The sequence below is a fragment of the Deinococcus sedimenti genome (genome assembly GCF_014648135.1).
Taxonomy (GTDB): domain Bacteria; phylum Deinococcota; class Deinococci; order Deinococcales; family Deinococcaceae; genus Deinococcus; species Deinococcus sedimenti.
In genome coordinates, this window is record NZ_BMQN01000017.1 from 23436 (window position 1) to 45725 (window position 22290).

A 22290-nucleotide genomic window follows, 5' to 3' on the forward strand; every position below is an offset into this window, starting at 1 on the left:
TAGGGCATCACCCGCCCGGCTGATCCGTGACCAGCGGCGGCAGCGGAATGGGTTTTTCACCCTTGAAGCCAACGGACATGTCCCCCCAGTTGTACCCATCCGTGTCGTTGGGCACGTAGTCGAGTGGCATGACCGCCACGTACACGCCGCGCGCCTTCGCACTGAAGGCGCCACTGTCGGCGGCGCCGGACGTGTTGGGGTCGGCTTCCGGATCTACGCGCAGTCGGAACAGCACGCGCCACTCGTTCAGACGGAGGGGGTGATGCATCGTGAACGTGCTTCCCTGACCCTCCGGTGGCACCGTACGGGTGTGCTGACTGGGAGGCGTGGTGCTCAGGGTCTGAGTCACGCGGTGCAGGCGCACGCTGGGATTCCCACAGGCGACCGCGCTCCCTCGCCCGCTGTAGGCGCGGCCACCAGAATTCTCAAGTGGCGAGGGGATGGTGTAGGTGGTCCAGTAGATCCCGCTGTAATCCTGCCCGGTGCAACTGACCCGCATGGGACTCAGGAGGAGTCGCTCCTGGTACCGGTAACTGCCGGGAAGGCGTCCCCTGAAGTTGATCTGCTCTTCCTGGGTCAGGTCTTTGGTGGTCATTCTGACCTCTTCGGGACGGTACCGATCTTCGGTGCTGCTGACCGTCACGTACAGCACCGCTTTCGTACCGCGCGGGTAGGTGAGGCTCACACCCTGGTACGTACCGCGCGGGGCGTCCTTGTCGCTGAACAGTGCGTTGATGTCCCGCTGGTTCATCGGGCTGAACTGCGCGCCTTCGCGCGGGGGCAGCCACTCGCGGTACGCGGTCCAGCCCAGGCCGCCCACGAGGAGCGCCGCCAGCGTGAGCCATCCGGTGCGGTGCGTGAAGGCGTGCCCGAGCAGGCCCCGGTTGACGGGGTGGGGGTCGCCCATGCCGCGCACGGCGAGGTACTCGGCTTCCTCGGGGGAGAAGCCGTGCGCCTGGTGCTCCTGTATGCGTTCGGTGAGGTGCGCGCGGAGTTCGGCGGCGGCGTCGAGCCGTTCGGCGCGGGGCAGGCCGCGGGTGGCGCGGTGGATGTACGCGTCGGCGCTCAGGGGGCGGTGGGGGCGATGGAGGCGGCGGGTCACGCGGACCGCCGGGGCAGGGCGCGGGTCAGCAGGGCGTCCAGCGCGCCTCGCAGCGTCTGCCATTCCTGGCGTTTGGCGTGCAGGGCCGCGCGTCCGTCGTCGGTCAGCCGGTAGACCTTGCGGGGCGCGCCGCCCCGGTCGCTGGGTTGCCAGTCGCTGTCCACCCACCCGGCCTTCACGAGGCGGTGCAGGGCGGGGTAGAGGCTGCCTTCCTTCAGGTCGAACAGGCCGCCGCTGCGGTCGTTGACGTGCCGCAGGATGTCCAGTCCGTAGCGGGGTTGGTCCTGGAGGGCGGCGAGCAGGGCGAGGTCGAGCGTGCCGGATTTGAGTGGGTTCATGCGGGGGCCTCCGACAGGTGTCTTGGTGTGCAAGGTAGTGGCGGCTCACTATCTTGTCAAGCAAGAATGTCGGGCGGTGGGAGGCACCACAACCCTTCGGTTCCCTCTGCCACCGTCAGGGGCTGAACGCGGCCCTACACTGACGGCGTGCGCGCCTCGCCCTGGCTTCCTGTCCTGCTGATCCTCGCGCTGGCCGCGTACCTGCTGCCAGAGGCGGACCTGCCGTTCCTGCCGCGCGTGAACGTGGCACCCCGCGTGGACACGCAGGCGCCCACGCCCCCCGTCACCCTGCCGGATGACGCCCGCGCGCTGTTCGACAGGTCCCGCCCCGCCACCGTCCGCGTGGAGAGCGTGAACACCGAGCGCAATACCGGCGGGATCGGCACCGGCTTCTTCATCAGCGCGGGCGGGCAGCTGCTCACCGCGTACCACGTGGTCAGCGGCGGGCAGCTGTTCCAGGTGAGTACCCTCTCGGGCCGCAGCTATGGCGCGCGGGTCGTGGCCTTCGACGCGTCCGCGGACGTGGCGCTCTTGCAGGTCAACGGGCGCGGCACGAACTTCCCGTTCCTGAACCTCACGACCCGCGCGCCCCGCCCGGGCGAGACGGTGCTGGCCATCGGGAACAGCGGCGGCGACTACCTGCAACCCCGCCGGGGGAAACTGCTGCGCCTGAACGCCGAGTCGGGCAACGCGGAGTTCCCGCAGGGCACGCTGGAAATGACCGCGCCCCTCGCGCCCGGCGACAGTGGCGGCCCGATCATCGACGGGAACGGGCAGGCCATCGGGGTGGTCAGCTACATCAGCGTGGACGGTAGCGGCCAGACGCGGCGCAGCTACGCCGTGCCGGTCGTGGAGGGCAACGACCTGATCAGCGCCCTGCGCGCCGGGATCACGAACGACGTGCCGGTCGTGGGCCTGATCTTCGACGCCGTGCACAGCGGGCAGACCGACCCGCCCGGCGCGATCGTCCGCGAGGTCGCCCGCCGCAGCCCCGCTGAGCGCGCCGGGCTGCGCGGCAGCACCTTCGACGAACAGGACCAGCTGACGGCACTGGGGGACGTGATCCTGCGCGTGAACGGCGCCCGCACCCGCGACGCGAACGAGGTCATCACCGCGATCCGCCGCGCGAATGTGGGTGACACCGTCACCCTGACCTACCTGCGGGACGATCAGGAACGCCAGGCGCGCATCACGCTCGTCCCCAAAGCCAGCGTGCCCGACCTGCCATAGTAAAGCGGCGACCACCCTCCTCCCACCCGCGCTTCAGCCGCGCCCGCCAGACTGGAGGGATGTCGAGAGCATTCGTGAAAGAGGACGAGGGAGAACGCTGGACGCCACCCCCGGCGCCGCGCGCCTACCGCGTGGTATGGACCGGCGACCCGGACACCCCCGAGATCCTGAAGGAAACCGACGACCTGCTCGAAGCCCTGCGCTGGATGCAGGCCCGCGACCGCCACGAGTTCGAACTGCGCGACGGACACGGGGCGCTGCTCGCCACCGGGTAGGGGAGGGGCCTACCAGTCGCCTTCGAGGGTCAGCCGCACCGTACCGGCGAGCGTCTGCCCCGGCGACAGCACCCGCAGGTCTACGCCCGGCACGCCCTGCGCGGCGAGGTTGAACGCGTCCGTCGCGTGCGACACGGGCTCCAGCGCGAGACTGCCGTCCGGCGCGGTGAACACCACCAGATGCGAGTACACGTTGTCCGCCGTGACTGTCAGCGCCCGCGCGCCCCAGTCCAGCCGCGCCACGCCGTCCCACGCCGTGTACGTCGTGTTGATCTCCTGCGACCCCACCGGGGTGGGCGCACGGTAATCCTCGTCGGGACGCAGATCGCGGGCGGCGCCGACCGTCAGGACGCGCTCGTCCGTGTCGTAGATCAGCTCCGCGCCCACCGTCAGGGTCGGGTCCACGCCCGGCAGGTCCGGCTGCACGCGCGCGAAGTACGGGTGCAGACCCATCCCGGCGGGCATGTCGCTGGCATCCTCGTTCGTGAGGGTCAGCGTCATGTCGAGGTGCGGGCCGTGCAGGCGGTACTCAATGCCCGCCGTGAACGCCCACGGCCAGTTCACGTCCGCGAACTCCCGCGAGTCGAAGGTGCAGCGCAGATGCGTGTCGTTCACCCGCTCGGCGTGCCAGGGGCGGTTGCGGACGTCCCCGTGCTGCGCCAGACCGTCCTTCGTGTTGGGTCGCAACTGAATCTCACGGCCCCCGAACACGAATTTCGCGTCGCGTACACGGTTGCTGAACGGAATCAGCGTGAAGCTCGCGCACTGGCTGCTCGTCTCCACGCTCCCCAGTTCGACCGGGCGCAGCACCGGGCGGCCCGAGGTTGCGCGCAGGTTCAGCACGCTGGCCCCCACCTCCGGCAGGACCTCCAGCGTCAACTGCTCACCGCGCAGGACCTCCACCCGGCGGTCACTCACGCGCGGCCCCGCGACGCCTCGAACAGCAGGATGCCCGCCGCGACCGACGCGTTCAGGCTCTGCACCCGACCCCGCACCGGAATGCTGACCAGCGCGTCGCACTTCTCACGCACCAGACGGCGCATGCCCTCGCCCTCCGCGCCGATCACCAGCGCCACCTTCCCGCTGAAATCCACCTTCCGCACGTCCTGCGCCGCCTCGCCCGCCGCGCCGTACACCCACACCCCGTCCTTCTTCAGGGCGTCCATCAGGCGCGGCAGGTTCTTCGTCTGCGCGACCGGCAGGTAACTCGTGGCGCCCGCCGCCGTCTTCGCCACGACCGGCGACAGCGGCGCGCTGCGGCGCTCCTCGACGACCACGCCGTGCGCGCCCAGCACCTCCGCACTGCGGATGATCGCCCCGAAGTTCCGCGGGTCCGTGATGCCGTCCAGCAGCACGATCAACAGGTCCTCACCACGCTTCTCGGCGAGATCCAGGATGTCGTCCACCGACGCCCACTCCAGGTCCTCTACCTCGGCCAGCACGCCCTGATGCTGCGTCGTGCCCGCCAGCTGATCCAGCTCGATGCGCGGCGCGAACTTCATCCGCACGCCCGTCGCCTTCAGCTGCGCCACGAACGCCTCTTCCACCCCACGCGCGACCAGCACCTCGGACACCCGTCCGTCCTGCAACGCTTCCAGCACCGGATTCCGCCCGTACAGCAACATAGAGGCCAGTGTACGCGCCCCGAGGAGGGATTACTCCCCGAACAGGAACCAGTGGAGTTTCCCGCAGGTCGCGCACCGGAAGTACGTCGCGCTGCGGTTCGCCCAGTCCAGGCCCAGCAGCGTCATGCCCTGCGTGTTCAACTGCGCCTCGCCCTCGAAAAAGGTGTCCTGCTGGCAGTGATCGCAGGTCAGGCGCCGCCCGGCGATCTCGAAGGCCTGCGGTGTCGGTTCGTCCTGGCTGAACAGTCCCATGCCCCGCGGTACGCCGCCGCGCGGCCCGGCGTTCCGGGACAGGAAAAACCCCCGCGCGGGGCGGGGGCTTCTCGGTGTGGTGGATCGTGTAGGAATCGAACCTACAACCCGCTGATTAAGAGTCAGCTGCTCTGCCAATTGAGCTAACGATCCAGAGCGAGTGGAAGTATACGGGCGGACCCGAGACCTGTCAAGCGCCCCCCAGCAGCGCGCGGGTCTGCCCGGCCAGGTATAGGCTCCCGGCAACCAGCAGCGTCCCGCCGGGCGGCGTGAGGGCCAGTGCGTGCGCCAGCGCCTGCGCGGGGTCGGGAACGGCGTCCCCACCGTGCTGCGTGGCCAGGTCCTGCGGGGACGTGGCGAGGTCGCCGGGCGCGGTGAACACCCGCCGCGCCGCGACGCCCAGCAGCGGCGCGAGGGTCGCCCCCGTGTCCTTCCGCGCGAGGTTCCCGAACAGCAGCACGTCCGCCCGCGGCACCGCTATGGCCAGCGCCTGCGCCGCGTGCGGGTTGTGCGCACCGTCCACGAGGACCGTCCGCCCGTCCACCTTGAAGCGTTCCAGGCGGCCCGGATGCGTGGCGTCCAGCGCGCCCTCCACGCCCGCCCCGTACCCCAGCGTGCGCAGCGTCGCGGCGGCCAGCGCCGCGTTGCGCGCCTGATGCGGCCCCTCCAGCCGCGGCGGGTGCGGTAGCGCGAACAGATCCGGGTGCGTGTCCGGCGTCAGCAGCGGCGCGCCCACCCCCGCGGCGACCTCCGCGATCACGTCCAGCGCCTCCCCAGTGGCCGTGGTCAGCAGCGGCACACCGGGCCGGGCCGCGCCCGCCTTGTCCCGCGCGATCTGCGCCACCGTCCCCCCCAGCACGCCCACGTGATCGAGCGCCACGTTCGTCAACGCCACCGCCGCCACGTTCTCCAGCGCCTGCGTCGCGTCCGTCGCGCCGCCCACCCCGGCCTCCATCACCGCGACCTCCACCCCCCGCGCCGCGAACACCCGCGCCGAGAGCGCCAGCGTCAGATCGAAGAACGCCGCGTCCCCCCCGTGCGCGCGCGCCCAGGCGATAAACGCCGCCGTCTCCGCGGGCGTGATCGGGTCGCCGTCCACCCGCACCCGCTCCTCGAAGTGCGTCAGGTGCGGACTCGTGAACCGCCCCGAGCGCACCCCCGCCGCGCGCAGCCCCGCGTCCAGCATCGCGCAGGTACTGCCCTTCCCGTTCGTGCCCACCACCCGCACACTCCGGAACCGCGTGTCCGGGCGGCCCAGCGCGTCCAGCAACGCCCGAGCTGCGCCCGGCCCCCGCTCACGCCCCGCACGGGTGCGCGCGAACAACCACTCGTAATCCGGGACAGACGAGGCACTCACGCCGGTCAGGGTACCGGTCAGCCGCTCCCCAGGTCACGCGGGCGGTACGTCACCGCCTCGGCCAAGTGCGCCTCGCGGATGTCGTCACTGCCCGCCAGGTCCGCCACGGTGCGCGCCACGCGCAGCACCCGGTCGAACCCCCGCCCGGTCAGACCCAGCTGCCGCGCTGCCGCCCGTGCGAAATTCTCCGGTCCGGCCGCCAGCGGCGCGGCCCGGCGGAGCGCCTGCCCGCTCAGGTCCGCGTTCCGCGCGCCCTGCCGTTCCAGCATCCGCGCCCGCGCCGCCAGGATGCGCGCCCGCACCGGCCCCGACCCCTCCGGTTCCGGTGCGCGGGTCAGCTCATCCACCGTCAGGCGCGGCACCCGGACCAGCAGATCGATGCGGTCCAGCAGCGGGCCGCTCAGCCGCGCCGCGTAGCGCGTCCGCTCGGCGGGCGTGCACGCACACGCCTTCTCCGGGTCCCCGTGGTGCCCGCACGGGCAGGGGTTCATCGCCGCGACGAGCTGGAAGCGCGCCGGGTACTGCACGCTGGCCCGCGCGCGGCTGATCGTCACGTGCCCGTCCTCCAACGACAGTCCGGTTTCAGTGTCTGCGATGTACCCATGTATACAAGAAAGGAGTGAATGTGCCTCGCCAGCGCGTGTGCACAGCGGCTCCGAGAGGCCATGAACGCTGTCTGTGGATGCTGGGCCTATAGCCATCTAGGCCCCTTAACCTTCAGCTGCTGACGATGATGGGTTCGATGTGGTGGCGGGAAAAGATCTCTCACCTTCTGGATGCTGATTTGCATTACATGAAAACCCTTGCGGGGCGCGCTAGAATCCCATTAGGAGGTGCGTATGAGTAAGCCCCCCAAGGTTCGAGAGATCACTGTGCTCGATTCGTTTGTTGTTGCAGATAATGCAGCGGTGGAACAATTGCGGCAACTGACAGGTCTCACCAAAGATGGTGTTCACCGTGCGGTCAAAAACTTTGAGGACCGCATCCGCAAAAGTCAGCGGTCGTTGGTTCAACTGGAGTCTGTGGCTGGCGGGGCAACCATGACGGTTCGCGCCTCAAGCTTGCAGCCAACAGCCCGGAGCTTTTCTAGTCTCAAACTTGATCAGCTTGACCTGCCGGGCTACCGCGTGAAATCCATGCCGACCATCGATCCTAAGGAACAGGTTCTGCCAGCTCTTCAGCGTGCTGTTGAGGCGCTCCAGATGACCTTTGGGGAAAGTGAAGACGCTCAGTCGTGGATGCAGACCCCCAATGATGCTTTTAATGGTAAGACCCCTGTTAGCGTACTAGAGGATGGTCAGCCCAATGCAATTACTACTGTGTTGGGTGCGGCGCGAGAGGGTGTGGCTCTCTGAATATTACTAAGGTAGCTAAGAGCCTTTCAAAGTTGAACGCCACTGCGCATAGTGGCGTCGCTTTTCGTATGAGTAGTCTTTATCCTATATCCTATTTGACTGCGCCCATTAGTGGTATTGGATCGCAATATGTTTCCGGCCGTTTTAATGTTGCTGGTAAATCTACGCACCGCGTTACCTACATTGCGGCCCACCCACATGTTAGCATGCGCGAATTTCGATATACAACGGCATCGGCGCAAGAAGGTGTTGCGGATCATCCGCCTCAGCCTGTGCCACCTGTTGCCCTATTCAGCGTTACGTATAACCTGCGTCGCGTTCTCGACTTAACTGATCAGAGTGTGCTTAAGGCTTTGGGAGTCAAGCCATCCGACCTGACGGGGCATTGGTGGCAAGATAACGAAGAAGGCGAAGATGCTGATACTCAGGTTCTTTCCCAATTTGTTTTCGAGTCTGGGCGTTTTGATGCCATAAAATATAAAAGCGCGCGTATAAATGCAAAAGGGGTATCTACCTTAGACTTGACTTGCTTTGCCGTCTTTCCAGACGCCCTAACTGCGCCCTCATTCATAAGAGTCGAGCCGCCAGCTGAAGCTGCTGACGTTCCAGCAGACGCTATTTACCGCCTTCCGGCCCCCCTACCAACGAATCCATAAAACCACTAGCGAACTTTACGGGACTGGTACTGGTTGTACCGGTCCTGTTCAGTTTGAATTTATGCTCCGACGTATTGCTTCATGTGTTACGCGGCAACTGGAAGAGATCGAGCGATCAGACGAAATTACGATAGCGTAACCAAGAATGCCTGACGATTGAAATCTGAACAGCATAGCGGAGGTGCACTGAGCAAAGAGCAATAAAGAATCATCGTCGACTCGGACAAATCCGAGCCTGTGAGCCGCAGTGGTCGATGCTTAACGAGGTCTGGCGCGTACTTTGCTCTTGAATCGAGTTTCTACAGCGCCGTGAGTTTCAGGTCAGCCCGGCCGTCGGGGTGCAGCGTGACGTGCAGGTCCAACGTGCGCGCCATCTCCGCCAGGTCCTCGCCTTCCAGCACCTGCGCCAGACGGTCACGGGCCTGGGTGAGGTTGTTGGGCTGCAGCGGGACGTTGGCGGGGGCGGTGAGGGCGTCGCGTTGCGCTTCGAGCTCCTGGCGGGTTTCCTTATACTCGGTGGGGGAGAGCCCGCCGTCGAGCGCAAGGAGCTTGAGGTTCTTGAGGCGTTTGTCGATCGCGGCGATGGCGGGGGTGACGTCGAGGGGTTGTGGGGTGGGGACGTCCAGGGCGGCCATGAGCGCCGCGTCGTCGGTGAGCAGGGCGCGCAGCTGCTCAAGGACGAAGGGGTGGATGGTGCGGGCGTTGTAGTACCGGCGGTGCGTGCACAGCTCGCCTCTGGAGCCGTCGCGGCGGTAGATGCGGTAGCAGTGGTAGAAGCGCTGCGTGGTGCGTTGCTTGGGGCGGCTGGGGCCGGGTTCGTTCGTGACGGCGCTGAGGGTGCCGCCGCACAGGCCGCAGTGGAGGCGCTTGGCGAGGGGGAACTCGTGGGCGTCGGCGCGGGTGCCGGGGCGTCCGCCGCGCCGGCGGCCCTGGATGACGCGCTGCGTGGCATCCCAGTCCGCTGGGGGGATGATGGCGGGCACAGTGCAGGTGACGAGGTCCCGCCCGTCGCCGCGGCCTTTGCGGGCGCGGCCGAACACGTACTGGCCTTTGTGGAGGGGGTTGGCGAGGATGTACTTCACGCTGCTTTCGCTCCACCGGGCGCCGCGTCGGGGTGCGCCGAGGCGGTTGAGTTCGGTGGTGATGGCGTGGGCGCTCTGGCCTGCGCGGGCCCAGGTGTAGATCTGCCGGATCCACTGGGCTTCCTCTTCCTGGATCTCGCCTTTGTGCCAGCCGTACCCGCTGGGGGGGATGACGGGCCGCCCGGCTTCGCGAACTTTGGCGAGCATGCCGCCCCGGAGGCGTTTGGCGATGCGCATGTGCTCCGACTGCGCGAAGACCGATCTCACGCCGAAGTTCATGCTGGACATCTCGTCCTTCGGGTCGATGAGGCCCATGTCGGCGCTGTGCACCTCAGCACCCGTTTCCAGCAGCTCTTCCAGCACGGCGTACGCGATGGCAGTGCGGCGCGCGAGGCGGTCCACGGCGCTGACCAGCACGGCGTCGTACTGGTGGGCGACGTTCAGGAGGGTGTCGAGTTCCTGCCGGGTGGCGCGGGTGCCGGTGATGACGTCCTGGAAGGTGCGGACGATCTGCAGGCCGTGCAGCTGCGCGTACTGCTGCGCGGCGCGGGTCTGGATGGCCAGGCCGAATCGTTCGTCACCGGCCTGTGCAGCCGTGCTGACGCGGAGGTATAGGGCAGCGGTGCGAGTAGGGGGGGAGGTCATGCTTACACCCAATATGTCAGCAAGGTTGGAAGCGTTGCTGGGTGCAGCCCGAAGGGCCGCTTTCGCGACCCCTTGAAGATGCAGCAAGATGATGTTCGGTTTAGTCTGCCGCTTCCGAATCTAGGTAGGAATTGCGATAGGGGCATACAGGAGGGCGCTTCAGTGGAGGTAGGCCGCGTTGCTGCCTCTCGAAGTCCACAACCGGTCTCAGCAATACGTTCCCGAAGGTAGGTGGAACGGCATTGCCAACAACCCGATAAATCGACCTGAGAGGCATATCAGCAGGCATCTGTTCGTGTGGCAAACCTTGAATGACGGCACATTCACGCCAGGAAAGGCGACGATTTTTGCTCCCCTGAAGGAGATACTTGTCTTTCCCGGCAGGCTTCATCTGCCAGCCTTGAGGATGGAGGGGGACGTGTGCTGAGTTCGCGACGATGGTGTAACTCACTTCATCCCAGCGTTTCTTCCGGCGACGCGTCAGATAGTGTCCCGGGAATTTCGATGCATCGAATTCTCCGGTTGGCCAAGCTGGCATATGTCCGATTGCGCGGCGCAGGGAAATGTACTTTGGCTGTCCTGGGCCGCCATGGGTGGGCTTTGGGAATTGATACTCAAATTTGAACTGCTGGGCGATATCTTTCCGAACGCCGGCCAGGAAGAGGCGTTTGCGCTGCTGAGGCACCCCAAAGTCGGCTGCGACGAGATATTCCTTCTTCACGATGTAGCCGGCATCGTCGAATCCTTGGATCTGCTGATCGAGGAACCAGCCGTCATCCGCAGAAACCATGCCACTGACGTTCTCGACGAACAGGTACTTGGGCTGCACCTGTTTGAGTGCACGGAGGAACTCTTGGTAGAGGAAGTTGTTGTCGTTGGATTTGAGATCGCGAGCGTCTTCTTGACCGGGGGCGCGGCGGCGGGCGCCCATGCTGAATCCGGTGCAGGGGTAGCAACCGATGAGGATGTCAGCTTTGGGGAAATTCTCGATTTTGCGGATGTCGGCTTTGTGGAAATCGACATCCGGGAAAAGGTGCTGGTAGACGGTGGCTGCGGCCCAGTCCACATCGTTAGCCCAGAGAATTTTGACCCCTGCTTGCTGCGCCCCCCAGTCGAAGCCGCCACAGCCGGAAAACAGCGACACAGCCGTGATTTCTTCGCTGATTTCGGTAGGCGGGCTCCTCATGACTACAAAATTATCATTTTTGCTCTCTCCTGGCCACTCCTGCTGTGGTCACACCGCACGAGCTTCTCTGAGTCGGAGTATCTCCCCTACGGCTGTGTGAGCGGGGAGACTGGCAAAATCCGCATAGGTAGATCCGAGAATGCGGATGATTCGGAGACGGTCAAACAGGATAGATTTTTCAATCTCTTGAGGCGCATGCCAGAGGCCTGCGCTATCTCGGAAACAGATGGGGATAAACACCGTGTTGACGAAGTCACAGGTGAGATCTAGGCGTCGACCCCACTTCGCAGTTCCAGATGAGTGCTGTTTGCTGGTCCAATTGTCGGTACAAGCGCACTGGCCAAATAGAACAACCATTCCGGAATTTTCATCGTTGATCGGGATCCAGGCGACGAGATCCAATCCGTCATCTCCGTTATTGCGTCTGTTGTAGTGTCTTCTCTCAATCAGAGGCTTCCACCGTAGATCGGCGGCTAGCTCCAATATTCGATCATACAGACTGCCTCTATTGTACTTTTCGGAAACCCTGACATTAGTCGATCCCGCTCCAAAGTTATGCACTTCTGCATTTGTGGGTAAATAAGCTTTCAAAACATCTGCACTTACTCTTTCAAATGAAGAAGTGAGTCTGGGGGAATAATATTTAAAGTATCTTAGATTCGATGAGGCCAGCATAGATATATACAATTTATGATTATCCTCCATTACGGATTTTTTCATGATTATATTATTACTATCATCTAAATCAAATGGGTAAGAGTCGCCGAATTGTGCCGCTCTATATCTTAAAATTCTAAACCAGTCTGAGACTGCGAGCTCTCTACTATCACCTCTTTCGGTGGAATCAAAGTCACCCTCCTCATCACTATTTGATATGTAAATATCCTCTTCGTGATCAATCATTAGCTCGACGTCGGCTGATGTAATGATTCCATCTTTTGCAAAAAGACATAGAAGCTCTATGTGATCTGCCCATTTATAATTATCCTCTCTCGATAAATCTGTAAAATCAATTGATATTTCACTCGGGGGCTTTGGCTTCAATCTTGATCTCGACGAAGTTGGATTCATCCTCGCTCTCGGCATTACTCTGCCTCGTCTATGCGCGCCTGCATAACAGTTCTGATGGAAATTGACATTGTTCGTATTTCATTTAAGGTACTTATGAAATCTTTTTCTGAGTCTTCAAAAAGATGCATAATTCCGCTGGCACTGGATAAGTAGCTTAGAGATGAATTGAGGCTTTTAGAAAAGACGTTTTTGGGTTCATCTGTCAGGAGAATTGCTTCATCTATGCTGCGCCCTTGACTGGCGAACGCTATCATTGCTCTTGGGCTTGCGACAATCTTTGCCAACTTGCCGAGATTGCGTGATTCCCCTATGCGAGTTTTCCCCTCGGTTTCCTTATAAATCCACTCTGTGAGACTTTTTAGATGATCGGATTTTAATGATGCAGCATCAAATTCTTGATTACTTTCTAGGCCAATAAAGCGAGTAATTTCTCTATAGCTCATTGCTGTAGTGAGAAGTGAAAAGTTAGAGCCATCTTCGTCTATACCTTTAATTCCAAAAAACTCATTATCTTTTATAACATCGAAAACGCCTAGGCCTGCAATGATTCGGGCGACATAATTTGGCTTGCTGCCAATGATTCTGGCGATTTCTTTGTATCTCTCGCTGTGCTGGATCGGATCTAATTGATCAAAGAGATATCTCATATATCTAGCTTTTGCAATTGAATCCCACTCTTTGACCCCTGTGATATGCCTATATCCGAGGTATTCCATAATTTCTCCCTTACTCTCGTATTTGAGAACTGGGAGAAGGCTGGGTGGTTTCACTTTGGCATTTTGGATAATATCATTTACTGCCTTTTTCCTAAAGCCATCCCAATTATCTTTATTGAGCACTTTAACGGCGGTGAGTCGCCTGTTGCCTTCGACAACCTCGAACTTGCCCTTCGTACTAAGAGAGGGTACTACTAATAGAGGCTCGCCATCGAAAAAACCTTGCTCGGCAATTGAGGTCATCAATTCAAGGAGATTTGCATCTTCCAGCATGTAATTGATAACCTCATCTTCACTAGAGTGTTTTAGCTTCTCTGGTAATCGTGGATTCTGGGGATCGAAAACCAAGTCATTAAGGCCTAGGAATTCTACTTTTCTGTTGGGGATTTTCATCATAAATCACCTTTATCTGCGGTAAAATGAATCAATTTGATTCTTATTTTTGAATGCATATTTTTTAGGGTATCTAAGTGCCTGTATCATCTGTAACCTCGTTGAATACCTTAAGCGCTCATGCCAAATCATCGCCATTTCACACTCACTTCCCCCACAGGGCAAGCGTTCCACCAAGCCCCTCAATTGCTGCGTCCTCAGTACTTCATGGCCTGCTAGGTCACGCCGTCCGCTGCCCGACCCTCACTTTCCTTCGCAGGCCACGCCGTCCCGATCGGGATCCAGGGCACTTCGGTAACTGGCTTCTCTCTTCGTGATGGATGTCATGCCGTAGTGTCGAAGTGACGTACAGGTGTATTCCGCTGGGACTTTGATCAGAGCGCGCGGTGCGTAGCCAGGTCGCATGCTGATGGGAACGAAGACGTTGCAACGGGTGGCTGTGCAGCTGTAGATGTACAGGTCTGTTCCTGTGGGGTACGTTTTTGGGCCAGCGGGTTTTTTGCCGTCGGCTTCGAGTTGGATGGTGATGGGTGTGGCCGCACTGCCTTGCAAGGGTGGGATGGGACTGACGGCGTGGGCGAGTGAGGAGGTCAACAGCAGGGGGATGAGTAGCTTCTCCATGGGGTTCCTCATACTGCCTCTCCTGCGGTTGCTTTTTCGACGCACTTACGCTGATTGCTCAGGTGCGTGGCCCGCGGTACTTCACGGCTTGCCACGTCGCGTCGTGGGTGCTGGTGACGGCCACGTGGGATCAATGATGTGAACTGCTGCGCTGGGTGTTACTGTCCTGCGCCGGGTTTGTAGTAGCACACGTCCACCTTGCTGTCTTTGGTTTTGATGCAATCCATGTACTCTTCGCCGTCAATCGGGGCACCTTTGAGGATGTCGTAGAAGGCCGCGTTGCGTTTGTACGTAAGGGCGGTTTTGCCGTCGAGTGTCGGGGCCATGTTGGGTCGGATGTTCGGGAATTCAATGTAGTGGTTGCGGTTTCCGAAGATCAGGTTCATGTACTGCGCGCCGGCGCCGTACCCAGTGCCGATGACGCAAGCGGCGGTCTGAGTGATGTTGCCGTTGGTGAAGGCGTAGCAGATGCCGAGTTGGTCAGGGTATGGCCGGGCGAGGGCGGTGGTGGAGAGAAGCAGGGCGCCGCTGGTGAAGAGGATGCGTTTCATCAGAATTTCTCCAGGGGTAGTGCGGTCTGTGACACTCCGGTCAGGGGGGATGTCATTCCGGGCCGTCGTCCATGATGTTCACTGTTTTGCGGAGGGGATCAGTTGCCGAGTCCTTGGTACCGCACGGCGTGCCAGGTCACGCCGTCCGCGCTGGTGGCGTACACGCGGCCTCGGTTGCGCACGGCGCCCGTGAGCCGGACGGGTGGGTAGTCGGGGTTGTCGCTGTGCATGGCGGGGCGGCCGTGGTGGAGGTTATAGCGTTTGACGACCATGCTGCCGTCTTCGAGTTGGAACGCGAAGAGCCAGCCGCGGTCGGTGCAGAGGTCTTTCTGGTCGACGAGCACCCAGCTGCCTTCGCGCAGGCCGTGGTCATCTTGGGTCATGCTGTCGCCGGTGACTTTGAAGGCGAGCATCCCGAAGCGCCGGAAGGGTGGGGGGATGGGGACGCGCCGGACGGGTTGGAACGGAGCGGGATCGGCGGGATTTCCGGCGGAGATGAAACCCCAGACGGGGGCTTTGCTGGGGGCGTAACGTCGGGGCATAAAGTAGGACTGCACGAGAAATTCCTCCTCTCAGTTCAGGTTCGGGTCGTAATCGGTGGCGACGGAGACCACTCTGCCGATGATGGTGGCTTCGGTCGCGGGGATGTCTTCGAAGGTGCGGTTCTCGGCGCGGAAGACCGGGCCGAGGCGGGTGGTGGTGTAGAGGCGGACGTGCGCGCCGTCTTGGTCGGTGAGGACGTACACGCGGCCTTCTTCGGGGGTGGTGTCGGCCTGGTCGATGTGGAGGGTGCTGCCGGGCCGGATGCTGGCGGAGGTGACGCCGAGCATCTCTTCGCTGTCCATGCGGAGCAGGAGGGGGCGTTTGAGGCCGGGGGTGATGAGCTCGTGATCGACGGCGGGGCCGGGGTTGTCGAGGGTGAGGGCGGCGGTGAGGGGGTAGACGTCCGCACTGCCTTCACCGACGAGGGTGACGGGCGTGATGCCGAGGTCCACGCCGGTCGCGCGCTGCATCTCGGCGAGAGACCAGTTCAGGGCCTTCGCGAGGGCTACCACTCGGATATAGGCGAGGTCGGTCAGTTCCTGCCTGCCCACTTCCAGCGCAGACATGGTGCTCTGCGAAACGACACCCTGAGTCGCATCGGCAATGCCTTCCTGAGACAGGCCGAGCTGCACTCTCCGCACCTTCAGGGCTGTTGCCCAGGGCGGAACAATGCGCGTAGATGATCTCCCTCGTGTCGTCATGGAATACGTTCCTAGCATTGCCGTACTAGTACGCAGAGGGTAGTTCAGGAGTTCCCTGGTATTCAAAGTTTCTGCTGGTGCTGGTATTGACAGGATACTAGTAAAAACGTAGAATACTCGCACGATGTTTAATCTAGACCGCCTGAAATCTGTTCGAGAGGAGAAAAAGCTTACCCAGCAGCAGCTTTCAGACCTGTCTGGGGTTCCCATCGCGACTATTCAGAAGCAGGAGCAGGGCATCCAAAAGGATGCATCTCTGAGCATCGCTGCACCCTTGGCAGCGGCTCTTGGTATTGCTATCGAGGATCTTTACTCGGCCAGAATTACCAGTAAAAACGTAAAAGGTGAAGAGGTGCCCGCATGACTCGTCAGGCCGCCCCCGCTCTGTACCTCGGCAGCGTCACCACCGGCAGCGGCGTGGACATCCACAGCCGCGAAGGGCAGATCAAGCTCGCCCGTGCCCTCCTGAGCGTCACCCCCAAGACCACTGACACCGCCCGCAAGGGCGTGCAGCAGACCGGCCCCAAAGCCGGCTGAAACGAAAAACCGCGCCTAGACCCTAGGAAGTCGGCGCGGGAAGGAGCTCGTATGACGAACAGTACCACGAACCCCAACCGCCACCTGGACCTGCACCGCACGACCGCCCAGCTGCGCCGCGACGCCCGGCGCGACACCGCCCACGACCGCGTGGTTGCGGGCCTGATTGCCGACGCCAAGGCGCGCGGCGTGACCGGCCTGCGCTGCGACGCGTGCGGCTGCCAGCACGGTCTGGGCCGCCTCGGGATGGACTGCAACGCCAGCACGGACGATGGCGGCACCTGCGGCCACTGGAACCTCGGCGAGATCGTCGCCACCGTCAAATTCCCCGTGCACCGCGCCGCTCAGACCGAAGGGGGTGCGGCGTGAACCGCGTGCGCTTCGGCGTCCATGCCACCCGCGCGCTGTGCGGCCCGTGGTGCGGCGTGGGCCTGCTGACCCTGAGCGTTCTGACCATCGCCCTGGCGGCGCACGCATGACCCTGAAGACCATTCCCCGCGAGCGCCCTGGGTTCGCCCTGGCGTTCCTGGCCCGCGCTGGTTTGAGCGAGATCGTCGTCCGCCGCGCTGGGGTCCTCGTCGAGCGCCGTTACTTCACGCCCGTCCCCGAACAGACCTGCACCGCGTTCTGCGGCTGCCCCCAGTGCATCGAGGCCCGGAGGTAGTCATGGCCCGCTACTGCGAACCCACGCCCACGCCCGCCCCGGCTCCCAAGGCCGAGGACCGCCACGCCGCTGCGAATGCCGAACAGGTACGCATCCTGCGCGCCCACCTCGCCGGAGGGAAACCATGCTGATTGCCGCCCTGCTCGTCATCGGGATCACGCTGATCCTGGCCTACGCCCTCACGCACCTGCCCCGCCCGGCGGTGGACGCATGACCGCCTCCGCCATCCAGCCCGCTCAGGCCATGCCCCTCATCCAGAGCACCGACTTCACCAGCGAGCAGATCGACCTGATCAAACAGACCGTGGCCGCCGGAACGAGCGACCTGGAACTGGCGCTGTTCCTGGAAGTCGCCAAGAGCAGCGGCCTGAACCCCTTCCAGCGGCAGATTTACGCCGTCATGCGCTGGGACGCGAAGGCCCGCAAAGAGAAGATGGTCATCCAGACGGGCATCGACGGGTACCGCCTGATCGCCGCGCGCAGTGGCGTGCACATGGGCACCACTGACCCGGAGTTCGGGCCCGTCAGTAAGGACGGCTTCCCGGAGTTCGCCCGCGTGATCGTTCGTAAGCTCGTGCACGGCCACGTGGCGGAGTTCCCGGCCACGGCCCGCTGGGCGGAGTACGTGCAGCTGGGCAAGGAAGGGCCCACCGCGATGTGGAAGCGGATGCCGCACACCATGCTGGGCAAGTGCGCTGAGGCACTGGCCTTGCGGAAGGCATTCCCCGCCGAGCTGAGCGGGGTGTACAGCGACGTGGAGATGGCCCAGGCCGAGAACGGCCGCGAAGAACGCCCCGCCCAGCAGGCTCAGTCCGCTCGCCCCGTCGATGTGACGCGGGAGGTGCAGGAAGCAGCGGGCACCCCCGCCCATACCCTGCCCGATCCGCACCAGGAAGAAGTGATGCAGCGCTGGGCCACGAGCATCGGGGAGATGGCCACCCGCGTGCGCCGCGTGGCGCCAGCAGAGGAGGTGCAGGCGATCCTCGACAAGTACGCCTGGCGCACGACCACCGACGCTGCCCGCGCCTGCCATACGGCCTTGAAGGACCTGGGCCTGAAGCACGCTCCCCAGCCCGCCCCCCAAGCCCAGCCGGAGCCCGCCGCCGTCCCCGCTGAAGCCATGCTCACCGAAGGGCAGCGCAAGGCCCTGTGCGCCCATGCGGGCCGCGCCGGGGCGAAGACCAGCGAGGACCGCGCCAGCCTCTGGGCGTACCTGCTGAACAGCGACCTGGCCATCCGCGCCCGTGACCTCACCGAAGCGCAGGCCGAAGTCATCCTCACCACATTCAGCAGCTGGAGCAACGACGAAGCCGTGCAGGCCCTGACGGAGGCACGGCGCGCCGTGTTGCCCTTCTGATGGCCCGCCCCAAAGGCACGTACACCACCCTGGAGAACTGGGCGCTGGATCTCGCGCCCACCCTCCCCGGTGCGGCCGGCTGGGTCCTCCTGGCCCTGTCCCGCCAGAGCAATTACCGCCGTCAGGAGATGACGACCGGGGACCTGATCAACACCCTGCCGTACAAGGAGCGGACCATCCAGCAGGCCCTAGCCTTCCTGGTCACTGAAGGCCATGTCTTGGCGCACGAAGGCGCGCACGTCTTGCGCGGAGCTTGCACGAGCCTTGCGCAAGACGCGCGTACAAACGTGCGCCACCAGCAGGGCAGAAACGCCCACCCAGCGCAGGAAAGTGCAAAAGCGAATCCGGCGATTGAAGGGCACAAGGGAAGGAATAAGGAAGGAATACAGAAGGAAGAACAGATCAACACCCCCCCAACCCCCCAAGGGGGAGAAGCGCGGAACGTCACCGCGCCGGGGGTTCAGGATCAGGTCCCAGCGGCTGTGGCTGGTCAGGGCCGCTCGCCTGACGGCGAGGCCGCTGACGCGGCAGACACTGGCCTGCCCCTCACGGGTGAAGTTCAGACCACCCGCAAGGCACGCCGTGAAACGAAAGCCACGAGCACTGAACAGGTTCCGGCCGCTCGCCGCGCCGCCGCCGCGCTGCCCGAGCTGCCCGAGGACCTGGCCGCCGTGCCCGGCCTGCCCGAAGCCTGGGCCGCGTGGCTCCAGTACCGCCGGGAGCGCCGCCTCGCCACCGCGCCCAGCACGGCCGCAGGCATGTTCAACAAGCTCCGGCAGCTGGCCGCTGAGGGGCACGGGCCGGTGGAGGTGATCCACACCAGCATCACCAACGGCTGGCAGGGCCTGTTTCCGCTCCGAGCCGCGCACGTCGTGAAGTTCACCCCCAGGCCCCAGACCACGCAGGCCGCCAACGAGCAGGCCGCGCAGCGCGCGAGCGACATCTACGCCGCACTGCAGGAGGACACCCGTGCAGTTTTCTGACGCTCAGTTCGCCGCGGCCTGGACCATCCTCGAAGACCGCTGGAACCGCAAGCACAACGCTCAGACGGTCAAGATCTACCGCGACATCCTCAGCGCCGAGCTCACCGCCGAACAGTTCGCCGAGGCCTGCCGCGCCGCGTTCCGGTTCGAGACGTTCTTCCCCAGCCCGCAGAAACTCGTGGACTACGGCGTCGGCAAGGGCGACTTCCAGGAACGCGCGATCAGCGAATGGGATGAAGCGATCGCCCGCGTGTCACAGGGCCTGACCTCAACCGAGACCCCGGGGCCGGTGCGTGACCTGATCCGCAGCGTCTGCAACGGTGAACAGCTCGGCCAGGTTGATACCCGGACGCTGACGTTCGCCCGCAAGGAGTTCCTCGAGCGCCGCGCCGCGCAGCTGGCCGGCATGGCTCGCAACACCACGCCCGTCCTGCCCGGCACGGAGGTGCCCCGTGTCCTTCAGTGACCGCCGCATCGGCCGCCCCGTGACGTTTGCCGGTGCCCTGGGCGCCAAGGGCGATGAACCCCTGCAACTCAACCGGCCCACCTCTGCCACCTGCTCCAAGTGCGGGCAGGAACCGCGCCTGTACCACCACGTCAGCCCGAAGGGCCGCGACATCACCGTGTGGATCCCCGTTGAGCACTACTGCCGCCCCAGCTGAGTCCCAGGAGGAACGAACCATGCAGACCTACGGAATCTTCGCCGTGACCCCCCGCAGCATCGCCATCAAGGACGACAAGGACACCGGCTGGGTGGCCGACACGAAACTCGCGTTCATGCCCGGCGCCCGCGCGGAGCGGAAGTTCACGCTGGAACACATGCCCACCCTCAAGGGCGCGGCGCAGGACGGCGGGAAGATCAAGCTGGAAGTCACCCCCCGCCTGGACGGCGAGCACCTGCCCAGCGTGTACGTGAGCGTGCACCTGCGCGGGAACATCACCGTCAGCAATGAGGGCGAGGTGCTGTGCACCACGCGCGTGACGCTGGACGAACTGGAGACGGCGGGCCTGGGTGTGGACACGCTGCTGGGTAGCACGCTGTGCCTGGAGTGCACGGTCAGCAACCAGCCCACCCTGAACGAAGTCATCCAACAGGAACTGAACCGGGAGCGTCAGGCCGACGTGGACGCAGAGCCCCTGCTGACTGGCACGGGTGAAGGCGAGGAGCTGCCCGACGTTAGCGACCAGGACCCCGTGACCGAAGTGCAGGACGCGCCCGGCACCGATGAGCCGCTGTACGTGGATGCCGGGCCCGTGCCGCCCCGCCTGACGCTGGACCCCCGCGAGCCCGGCGAGGACCTGCCCTTCAACCTGCCCGACACCGACGGCGCTGCTGACTGACCAAGGAACGGGGGCGGTCCGCGCTGCCCCCAGGTGAATCCCATGACGACCCTCCCTGCCCTCTCAACCACGCAGCGCCAGGTGTTCAGCGCCGCGTACGCCTGCCCCGGCCTGAACCTCAACGAACTCACCCGCCTGACCGGCCTGAATCCCGCCACCGTCGCCCGGCAGGTCCGCCATCTTGAGCAGCTGGGCTTGCTGGTCAGCGTGGTGTGCACGGCCGTCACGAACACCAGCCGCCTGTGCCGCCGGATCTGCCGGATTGTTCGGCCTGCGCCCTGGACGGTGGCCGCATGACCCGCACCCTGATTCGCGGCATCACGTTGACCCATCCCTGGGCATTCGCCATTGCGTACCTCGGCAAGGACGTAGAAAACCGGCGCTGGCACCCCAGCCGACAGGGCGGGCAGGTGGGCATGTACCTCGCCATTCACGGCGGGGCCACGCCTACCGGCGCCAAGCTCGACAGCGCACGCGATGACCTGCGCTGGATTGGACACCACACCCAGGCGTTGGTGAAGCACATGCCCGCCGAGCAGTACGCCTGCCTGATGACCTACACGAACGGCACCGGGGACCTGAGCCTCAGCAACACCATCACGCCCGGCATCGTCGCCGTCGCGCGGCTGGCCGGTGTGGTTCAGGACAGCGCGTCCCCTTGGGCTGCCGCTGGACAGTTCCACTGGCAGCTGGCCCACGTCATCACCCTGCCCGAACCTGTCGCGCACCGGGGCGCGCAGGGACTGTGGCAGATCGAATCCGCCGCGCTGGAACAGTTGCGCGCTGGCTGGAAAGCGAGGACCGCCGCATGACCACGCTGAACGAAGTTCAACCCCTCACCCCTGCTGAAACCGGGCGTCTCCGCGAACTGGAGGTCACCATCCTCCAAGGCCTCACCACCTTCCGGGAAACCGGCAGCGCCCTCGCGGAAATCCGGGATGGCCGTCTGTACCGCGCCACGTACTCCACCTTCGACGCGTACCTGACGGAGCGCTGGGGGATCTCCCGTCAACACGCCGGGCGCCTCATCCAGGCGGCTGAAGTGGCGCAGGTTCTGTCACCCACGGGTTACACGCCGGACACTGAACGCGAAGCCCGCACATCTGAAGCGAAGGCCGCCGCGCAGGTGGTGCAGCAGTTGGCTCCTGAACAGCAGCAGCAGGTGGCACGGTTCATTCAAGCGACCACTGGCACCGCGAAGCCCACCACCAGCCAGATCAAGGCCGTGGCGGAGGTCGTGCAGGCCATCGACGAGCACGGCACCGTGGCGCACCCCGAGACCGGCGAGCCCGTGCCCTTCATGGAACTGCCCGAACCCGCCCGGATGGCCGTGATCCGCGAGAACGTCAGCACCGGCACGCACGAGCGCCTGCAACGCCAGAAGGGTCACGTGCAGGGGAGCGTCATGCAGGCCAAGAGCAACGGGCGCGGCGGGTGGACGGACTGGTGCCTGAGCTACGCCGAACAGCAGCTCACCGGCACCCAGGAACTGCGCCTGGTGATCAAGCGGGATGCCAGTGGGAACGCCACAGTGCAGGCCCTGGTGGTGGACACCGAGAGCCACGCCACCGTGGCGTACGGGGACCATGCGCCGTACCTCAAGAAGGCCGTTATGAATCTCGTCGAGGAGGTGAAGGCCTGATGGGCACTTGTGGCACCTGTGCGAAAGGCATACCGGACGGGTACGGCATGATCGAGTGCCAGCTCGGC

The 22290-nt window shown here is 63.8% G+C and carries 32 protein-coding genes and 1 tRNA gene; 17 read left to right on the forward strand and 16 right to left on the reverse strand.

Features of this window, described 5'->3' with window-relative positions; translation table 11 throughout:
- Nucleotides 1–7: 7 nt before the first annotated feature.
- Both IEY69_RS18240 and IEY69_RS18245 read right to left on the reverse strand, forming a co-directional pair.
- On the reverse strand, nt 8–1102 hold the full coding sequence (locus IEY69_RS18240) for a permease prefix domain 1-containing protein (protein WP_189074566.1): 1095 nt from the start codon (nt 1100–1102) through the stop codon (nt 8–10).
- Nucleotides 1099–1440 (reverse strand): PadR family transcriptional regulator, encoded by a 342-nt coding sequence (locus tag IEY69_RS18245; protein ID WP_189074567.1) that lies wholly within the window; start codon nt 1438–1440, stop codon nt 1099–1101. The genes IEY69_RS18240 and IEY69_RS18245 overlap by 4 nt, the downstream gene beginning before the upstream one ends.
- Before the next feature lie 147 nt (nt 1441–1587).
- Between IEY69_RS18245 and IEY69_RS18250 the strand changes: the two genes are divergently transcribed.
- Together IEY69_RS18250 and IEY69_RS18255 are read left to right on the forward strand one after the other, a co-directional pair.
- A complete protein-coding gene (locus tag IEY69_RS18250) occupies nt 1588–2670 on the forward strand; it encodes a S1C family serine protease (protein WP_189074568.1) in 1083 nt (360 codons plus the stop codon).
- A gap of 59 nt (nt 2671–2729) precedes the next feature.
- On the forward strand, nt 2730–2945 hold the full coding sequence (locus tag IEY69_RS18255; RefSeq protein WP_189074569.1) for a hypothetical protein: 216 nt from the start codon (nt 2730–2732) through the stop codon (nt 2943–2945).
- Between the two features lie 9 nt (nt 2946–2954).
- On the opposite strand, the gene IEY69_RS18260 is transcribed toward IEY69_RS18255, so the two are convergent.
- The 6 genes from IEY69_RS18260 to IEY69_RS18285 form a co-directional block, all read right to left on the reverse strand.
- Nucleotides 2955–3863, reverse strand: a complete 909-nt coding sequence (locus tag IEY69_RS18260) for an aldose 1-epimerase (RefSeq protein ID WP_189074570.1) — start codon at nt 3861–3863, stop codon at nt 2955–2957.
- Nucleotides 3860–4570: a 23S rRNA (guanosine(2251)-2'-O)-methyltransferase RlmB gene (gene rlmB, locus IEY69_RS18265; protein WP_046843396.1), complete on the reverse strand. Its 711-nt coding sequence runs from the start codon at nt 4568–4570 to the stop codon at nt 3860–3862. Before rlmB ends, IEY69_RS18260 begins: the two co-directional genes overlap by 4 nt.
- A 30-nt stretch (nt 4571–4600) precedes the next feature.
- The gene (locus IEY69_RS18270; protein WP_189074571.1) at nt 4601–4822 is read right to left on the reverse strand and encodes a DNA-binding protein; all 222 of its coding nucleotides are present in this window, start codon (nt 4820–4822) and stop codon (nt 4601–4603) included.
- A 77-nt stretch (nt 4823–4899) separates the two neighbouring features.
- Nucleotides 4900–4975 (reverse strand) — tRNA-Lys (locus IEY69_RS18275).
- Nucleotides 4976–5012: 37 nt separating this feature from the next.
- Nucleotides 5013–6188, reverse strand: coding sequence for a glutamate ligase domain-containing protein (locus IEY69_RS18280; protein WP_373291088.1), 1176 nt, complete (start codon nt 6186–6188; stop codon nt 5013–5015).
- Nucleotides 6189–6196: 8 nt separating this feature from the next.
- Entirely contained in the window at nt 6197–6880 is a 684-nt protein-coding gene (locus IEY69_RS18285; RefSeq protein WP_268243879.1) for an ATP-binding protein, read from the reverse strand.
- A gap of 138 nt (nt 6881–7018) precedes the next feature.
- On the opposite strand from IEY69_RS18285, the gene IEY69_RS18290 reads away from it, so the two are divergent.
- Both IEY69_RS18290 and IEY69_RS18295 read left to right on the forward strand, forming a co-directional pair.
- On the forward strand, nt 7019–7534 hold the full coding sequence (locus IEY69_RS18290) for an MbcA/ParS/Xre antitoxin family protein (protein ID WP_189074574.1): 516 nt from the start codon (nt 7019–7021) through the stop codon (nt 7532–7534).
- 95 nt (nt 7535–7629) lie between these two features.
- Nucleotides 7630–8190 (forward strand): RES domain-containing protein, encoded by a 561-nt coding sequence (locus IEY69_RS18295; RefSeq protein WP_189074575.1) that lies wholly within the window; start codon nt 7630–7632, stop codon nt 8188–8190.
- A gap of 299 nt (nt 8191–8489) precedes the next feature.
- Here IEY69_RS18295 and IEY69_RS18300 read toward each other — a convergent pair whose 3' ends face one another.
- From IEY69_RS18300 to IEY69_RS22130, 8 genes are all read right to left on the reverse strand, one after another.
- Nucleotides 8490–9917 (reverse strand): recombinase family protein, encoded by a 1428-nt coding sequence (locus IEY69_RS18300; RefSeq protein ID WP_189074576.1) that lies wholly within the window; start codon nt 9915–9917, stop codon nt 8490–8492.
- 100 nt (nt 9918–10017) lie between these two features.
- Nucleotides 10018–11103: a DNA cytosine methyltransferase gene (locus IEY69_RS18305; protein ID WP_189074577.1), complete on the reverse strand. Its 1086-nt coding sequence runs from the start codon at nt 11101–11103 to the stop codon at nt 10018–10020.
- A gap of 48 nt (nt 11104–11151) precedes the next feature.
- Nucleotides 11152–12174, reverse strand: coding sequence for a hypothetical protein (locus tag IEY69_RS18310; RefSeq protein ID WP_189074578.1), 1023 nt, complete (start codon nt 12172–12174; stop codon nt 11152–11154).
- 14 nt (nt 12175–12188) lie between these two features.
- Nucleotides 12189–13283, reverse strand: coding sequence for a ParB/RepB/Spo0J family partition protein (locus tag IEY69_RS18315; RefSeq protein ID WP_189074579.1), 1095 nt, complete (start codon nt 13281–13283; stop codon nt 12189–12191).
- Between the two features lie 243 nt (nt 13284–13526).
- Nucleotides 13527–13916, reverse strand: coding sequence for an excalibur calcium-binding domain-containing protein (locus tag IEY69_RS22125; RefSeq protein ID WP_373291086.1), 390 nt, complete (start codon nt 13914–13916; stop codon nt 13527–13529).
- 146 nt (nt 13917–14062) lie between these two features.
- On the reverse strand, nt 14063–14455 hold the full coding sequence (locus tag IEY69_RS18325) for a hypothetical protein (RefSeq protein ID WP_189074580.1): 393 nt from the start codon (nt 14453–14455) through the stop codon (nt 14063–14065).
- Between the two features lie 98 nt (nt 14456–14553).
- Nucleotides 14554–15012 carry a S24 family peptidase gene (locus IEY69_RS18330; protein ID WP_189074581.1) on the reverse strand — a complete coding sequence of 153 codons (459 nt, stop codon included), beginning with the start codon at nt 15010–15012 and terminating at the stop codon, nt 14554–14556.
- A gap of 15 nt (nt 15013–15027) precedes the next feature.
- Complete coding sequence (locus tag IEY69_RS22130) at nt 15028–15564, reverse strand: S24 family peptidase (RefSeq protein WP_373291087.1); 537 nt, start codon at nt 15562–15564, stop codon at nt 15028–15030.
- A gap of 259 nt (nt 15565–15823) precedes the next feature.
- Here IEY69_RS22130 and IEY69_RS18340 point away from each other — a divergent pair, with 259 nt between their 5' ends.
- The 13 genes from IEY69_RS18340 to IEY69_RS18395 all read left to right on the forward strand — a co-directional run bounded on the left by IEY69_RS18340 (nt 15824) and on the right by IEY69_RS18395 (nt 22222).
- The gene (locus IEY69_RS18340; RefSeq protein WP_189074583.1) at nt 15824–16063 is read left to right on the forward strand and encodes a helix-turn-helix domain-containing protein; all 240 of its coding nucleotides are present in this window, start codon (nt 15824–15826) and stop codon (nt 16061–16063) included.
- The gene (locus IEY69_RS18345; protein WP_189074584.1) at nt 16060–16236 is read left to right on the forward strand and encodes a hypothetical protein; all 177 of its coding nucleotides are present in this window, start codon (nt 16060–16062) and stop codon (nt 16234–16236) included. Before IEY69_RS18340 ends, IEY69_RS18345 begins: the two co-directional genes overlap by 4 nt.
- Before the next feature lie 51 nt (nt 16237–16287).
- A complete protein-coding gene (locus IEY69_RS18350) occupies nt 16288–16605 on the forward strand; it encodes a hypothetical protein (protein WP_189074585.1) in 318 nt (105 codons plus the stop codon).
- A 106-nt stretch (nt 16606–16711) separates the two neighbouring features.
- Nucleotides 16712–16900 carry a hypothetical protein gene (locus IEY69_RS18355; RefSeq protein WP_189074586.1) on the forward strand — a complete coding sequence of 63 codons (189 nt, stop codon included), beginning with the start codon at nt 16712–16714 and terminating at the stop codon, nt 16898–16900.
- A gap of 2 nt (nt 16901–16902) precedes the next feature.
- Nucleotides 16903–17031 (forward strand): hypothetical protein, encoded by a 129-nt coding sequence (locus IEY69_RS22030; protein ID WP_268243880.1) that lies wholly within the window; start codon nt 16903–16905, stop codon nt 17029–17031.
- Between the two features lie 79 nt (nt 17032–17110).
- A complete protein-coding gene (bet, locus tag IEY69_RS18360; RefSeq protein WP_189074587.1) occupies nt 17111–18256 on the forward strand; it encodes a phage recombination protein Bet in 1146 nt (381 codons plus the stop codon).
- A complete protein-coding gene (locus IEY69_RS18365; protein WP_189074588.1) occupies nt 18256–19239 on the forward strand; it encodes a phage replication initiator YdaU family protein in 984 nt (327 codons plus the stop codon). Before bet ends, IEY69_RS18365 begins: the two co-directional genes overlap by 1 nt.
- On the forward strand, nt 19226–19705 hold the full coding sequence (locus IEY69_RS18370; RefSeq protein ID WP_189074589.1) for a hypothetical protein: 480 nt from the start codon (nt 19226–19228) through the stop codon (nt 19703–19705). The genes IEY69_RS18365 and IEY69_RS18370 overlap by 14 nt, the downstream gene beginning before the upstream one ends.
- The gene (locus IEY69_RS18375; RefSeq protein ID WP_189074590.1) at nt 19692–19901 is read left to right on the forward strand and encodes a hypothetical protein; all 210 of its coding nucleotides are present in this window, start codon (nt 19692–19694) and stop codon (nt 19899–19901) included. Before IEY69_RS18370 ends, IEY69_RS18375 begins: the two co-directional genes overlap by 14 nt.
- Nucleotides 19902–19920: 19 nt before the next feature.
- Nucleotides 19921–20580: a hypothetical protein gene (locus IEY69_RS18380; protein ID WP_189074591.1), complete on the forward strand. Its 660-nt coding sequence runs from the start codon at nt 19921–19923 to the stop codon at nt 20578–20580.
- Nucleotides 20581–20622: 42 nt separating this feature from the next.
- Nucleotides 20623–20877, forward strand: a complete 255-nt coding sequence (locus IEY69_RS18385; protein WP_189074592.1) for a winged helix-turn-helix domain-containing protein — start codon at nt 20623–20625, stop codon at nt 20875–20877.
- Nucleotides 20874–21392, forward strand: a complete 519-nt coding sequence (locus tag IEY69_RS18390) for an ASCH domain-containing protein (RefSeq protein WP_189074593.1) — start codon at nt 20874–20876, stop codon at nt 21390–21392. Before IEY69_RS18385 ends, IEY69_RS18390 begins: the two co-directional genes overlap by 4 nt.
- Nucleotides 21389–22222, forward strand: a complete 834-nt coding sequence (locus IEY69_RS18395; protein WP_189074594.1) for a hypothetical protein — start codon at nt 21389–21391, stop codon at nt 22220–22222. Before IEY69_RS18390 ends, IEY69_RS18395 begins: the two co-directional genes overlap by 4 nt.
- Nucleotides 22223–22290 lie beyond the last annotated feature (68 nt).

Coding starts and splice junctions, on each gene's coding strand:
- IEY69_RS18390 (WP_189074593.1), top strand. CDS start 20,874: ATGACCCGCACCCTGATTCGCGGCATCACGTTGACCCATCCCTGGGCA.
- IEY69_RS18340 (WP_189074583.1), top strand. CDS start 15,824: ATGTTTAATCTAGACCGCCTGAAATCTGTTCGAGAGGAGAAAAAGCTT.
- IEY69_RS18245 (WP_189074567.1), bottom strand. CDS start 1,440: ATGAACCCACTCAAATCCGGCACGCTCGACCTCGCCCTGCTCGCCGCC.
- IEY69_RS18345 (WP_189074584.1), top strand. CDS start 16,060: ATGACTCGTCAGGCCGCCCCCGCTCTGTACCTCGGCAGCGTCACCACC.
- IEY69_RS18285 (WP_268243879.1), bottom strand. CDS start 6,880: ATGGCTATAGGCCCAGCATCCACAGACAGCGTTCATGGCCTCTCGGAG.
- IEY69_RS18385 (WP_189074592.1), top strand. CDS start 20,623: ATGACGACCCTCCCTGCCCTCTCAACCACGCAGCGCCAGGTGTTCAGC.
- IEY69_RS18325 (WP_189074580.1), bottom strand. CDS start 14,455: ATGAAACGCATCCTCTTCACCAGCGGCGCCCTGCTTCTCTCCACCACC.
- IEY69_RS18310 (WP_189074578.1), bottom strand. CDS start 12,174: ATGAATCCAACTTCGTCGAGATCAAGATTGAAGCCAAAGCCCCCGAGT.
- IEY69_RS18300 (WP_189074576.1), bottom strand. CDS start 9,917: ATGACCTCCCCCCCTACTCGCACCGCTGCCCTATACCTCCGCGTCAGC.
- bet (WP_189074587.1), top strand. CDS start 17,111: ATGACCGCCTCCGCCATCCAGCCCGCTCAGGCCATGCCCCTCATCCAG.
- IEY69_RS18365 (WP_189074588.1), top strand. CDS start 18,256: ATGGCCCGCCCCAAAGGCACGTACACCACCCTGGAGAACTGGGCGCTG.
- IEY69_RS18305 (WP_189074577.1), bottom strand. CDS start 11,103: ATGAGGAGCCCGCCTACCGAAATCAGCGAAGAAATCACGGCTGTGTCG.
- IEY69_RS22030 (WP_268243880.1), top strand. CDS start 16,903: ATGGCCCGCTACTGCGAACCCACGCCCACGCCCGCCCCGGCTCCCAAG.
- IEY69_RS18350 (WP_189074585.1), top strand. CDS start 16,288: ATGACGAACAGTACCACGAACCCCAACCGCCACCTGGACCTGCACCGC.
- IEY69_RS18255 (WP_189074569.1), top strand. CDS start 2,730: ATGTCGAGAGCATTCGTGAAAGAGGACGAGGGAGAACGCTGGACGCCA.
- IEY69_RS18270 (WP_189074571.1), bottom strand. CDS start 4,822: ATGGGACTGTTCAGCCAGGACGAACCGACACCGCAGGCCTTCGAGATC.
- IEY69_RS18395 (WP_189074594.1), top strand. CDS start 21,389: ATGACCACGCTGAACGAAGTTCAACCCCTCACCCCTGCTGAAACCGGG.
- rlmB (WP_046843396.1), bottom strand. CDS start 4,570: ATGTTGCTGTACGGGCGGAATCCGGTGCTGGAAGCGTTGCAGGACGGA.
- IEY69_RS18315 (WP_189074579.1), bottom strand. CDS start 13,283: ATGAAAATCCCCAACAGAAAAGTAGAATTCCTAGGCCTTAATGACTTG.
- IEY69_RS18380 (WP_189074591.1), top strand. CDS start 19,921: ATGCAGACCTACGGAATCTTCGCCGTGACCCCCCGCAGCATCGCCATC.
- IEY69_RS18290 (WP_189074574.1), top strand. CDS start 7,019: ATGAGTAAGCCCCCCAAGGTTCGAGAGATCACTGTGCTCGATTCGTTT.
- IEY69_RS18355 (WP_189074586.1), top strand. CDS start 16,712: ATGACCCTGAAGACCATTCCCCGCGAGCGCCCTGGGTTCGCCCTGGCG.
- IEY69_RS22130 (WP_373291087.1), bottom strand. CDS start 15,564: ATGTCTGCGCTGGAAGTGGGCAGGCAGGAACTGACCGACCTCGCCTAT.
- IEY69_RS22125 (WP_373291086.1), bottom strand. CDS start 13,916: ATGAGGAACCCCATGGAGAAGCTACTCATCCCCCTGCTGTTGACCTCC.